The sequence below is a fragment of the Paracoccus sp. 08 genome (genome assembly GCF_024105395.1).
Classification (GTDB): Bacteria; Pseudomonadota; Alphaproteobacteria; order Rhodobacterales; family Rhodobacteraceae; genus Paracoccus; species Paracoccus marcusii.
In genome coordinates, this window is sequence record NZ_WEKR01000058.1 from 1 (window position 1) to 2,080 (window position 2,080).

Below are 2,080 nucleotides of genomic sequence, written 5' to 3' on the forward strand. Positions count from 1 at the left end.
TGCTGCGCCAGTTGGACCACCAGATCTATGCCCCCGCCGGCGCGCCGGGATTCGACGCGATGCGCTGGTTGCGCGACTGGTCGCGGGCCTAGCGGTTCCGCCGGGACGTCGCGCGGGCCTGCAGCTGATCCAGCGCGTCGGCATTGGCCCGGCCCCAGGCATAGACCGTCTCGACCAGGTCGACGAAGCGCCTGCCAAGCGGCGTCAGGCTGTATTCGACCGCCGGCGGGACCGTGCTTTCGACATGGCGGTCGATCAGGCCGCTGTCCTCCATCTCGCGCAGGGTCTGGACCAGCATCTTCTTAGAGATCCCGGGCAGGCTGCGCAGCAGCACCCCGTTGCGCGCCGCGCCCCCGTGCTGGGCATGCAGCGTGTGCAGGATCATGCTGGTCCATTTCGTGGCAAAGATCTCCATCGTGCGGCGGGGGGCGCAATCCTCGCGCCAGTCGGTGTCGATGCTGCCGGGTTCCATGGTGGTTACCTTTCGGTGGCTATGTCCCAATTTGGTGCCGTCTGGCACGACCGCGCCGCGCTGACTAGATCCCCTGACAGCACAAAGACAGGAGAGATTCATGACCCGTACCGCATTGGTCGTCGGCGCCACCGGCATTCAGGGCCACGCCATCGCCGCCCAACTGGTCCGCGACGGATGGGCCGTCCTGGGCCTCAGCCGCAATCCGCAGCCGCAGGAGGGCGTGACGCCCGTGGCCGCCGACCTGCTGGACCCCGCATCCGTTGCCGCCGCCCTGGACGGTCTGGCCCCGACGCATGTGTTCCTGACCACCTGGCTGCGCCAGCCGACCGAGGCCGAGAACATCCGCGTCAACGCCCTGATGCTGCGCAACCTGTTCGATGGTCTGCGTCCGCTTGGCACCGTGCGCCACGCGGCGCTGGTGACCGGGCTGAAGCATTACCTTGGACCGTTCGAGGCCTATGGCAAGGGCAGCCTGCCCAAGACCCCGTTCCGCGAGGATCAGGGGCGGCTGGACGTCGCGAATTTCTATTACGCGCAGGAGGATGAACTGTTCGAGGCCGCGCGCAGCGACGGCTTCACCTACAGCATCCACCGCCCCCACACCGTCATCGGCAAGGCGGTCGGGAACGCCATGAACATGGGCACCACCTTGGCCGTCTATGCCGCAATCTGCCGCGAGACCGGGCGCCCGTTCCGCTTTCCCGGATCGGCCGTGCAGTGGAACGGCCTGACGGACATGACCGACGCCCGCCAGCTGGCCGCCCAGGTCATCTGGGCGGCGACTACGCCCGCCGCGCATGACCAGGCGTTCAATATCGTCAACGGCGACATCTTCCGCTGGAACTGGATGTGGCACCGTCTGGCCGACTGGTTCGGCGTCAAAGCCGAGGATTTCGACGGCACCGAACGCCCCTTGGCCGACCAGATGGCGGACGACGCCGCGATCTGGGCACGCATCGCCGAACGCGAAGGGCTGGCCGAGCCGGATATCACCCGCCTGGTGTCGCCGTGGCACACCGACGCCGACCTGGGTCGGCCGATCGAGGTCGTGACCGACATGTCCAAAAGCCGCAAGCTGGGCTTCACCGCCTATCAGGCGACGGACGAGGCGTTCTTCGACCTGTTCGAACAGCTGGAGGCGGACCGGATCATCCCCCGCCGCTGACCGTCCAAAGATCTGCATCTGCTGCGGTGAGGATGTCGGGCGACCGGCACCCTCATCGCCGTGGACGGAATGAGGGTTTGCCTGGCCCATGGCCGACGGTGATTTGGTCATGCAACGGACGCGTCCAACGACACTTACGACGACCATAGAACCGCATCAGGTCAGGGGCTCTACCATGACGCTAAGGTGATGTGAATAGCCTCATGTTTCCTGGACGCTTTCTTCGCTAACTTTGAGGCAAGGAGGCCATGATGGGCGCAGGTAATTTCATGGACGAGTTCAAGCGCGATGCGGTAGCGCAGATCACGGAGCGGGGCTATCCGGCCGAGGAGGTTTCGGCTCGGCTCGGCGTCAGCACGCATTCGCTCTATGCGTGGAAGCGCAAGTTCACGAAGGCAGTGTCGGGTGACACGGAGAAGGATGCAGAGATCCGGCGGCTG

The 2,080-nt window shown here is 65.7% G+C and carries 3 protein-coding genes; 2 read left to right on the plus strand and 1 reads right to left on the minus strand.

Annotated features, from left to right (window positions below; translation table 11 throughout):
* Positions 1-88: 88 nt before the first annotated feature.
* On the minus strand, positions 89-472 hold the full coding sequence (locus GBO37_RS13990; protein WP_046000940.1) for a helix-turn-helix domain-containing protein: 384 nt from the start codon (positions 470-472) through the stop codon (positions 89-91).
* Between the two features lie 100 nt (positions 473-572).
* On the opposite strand from GBO37_RS13990, the gene GBO37_RS13995 reads away from it, so the two are divergent.
* Entirely contained in the window at positions 573-1,640 is a 1,068-nt protein-coding gene (locus GBO37_RS13995) for an SDR family oxidoreductase (RefSeq protein ID WP_252929640.1), read from the plus strand.
* Between the two features lie 251 nt (positions 1,641-1,891).
* A partial coding sequence (locus GBO37_RS14000; RefSeq protein WP_252929641.1) for a transposase occupies positions 1,892-2,080 on the plus strand: 189 nt, incomplete at its 3' end.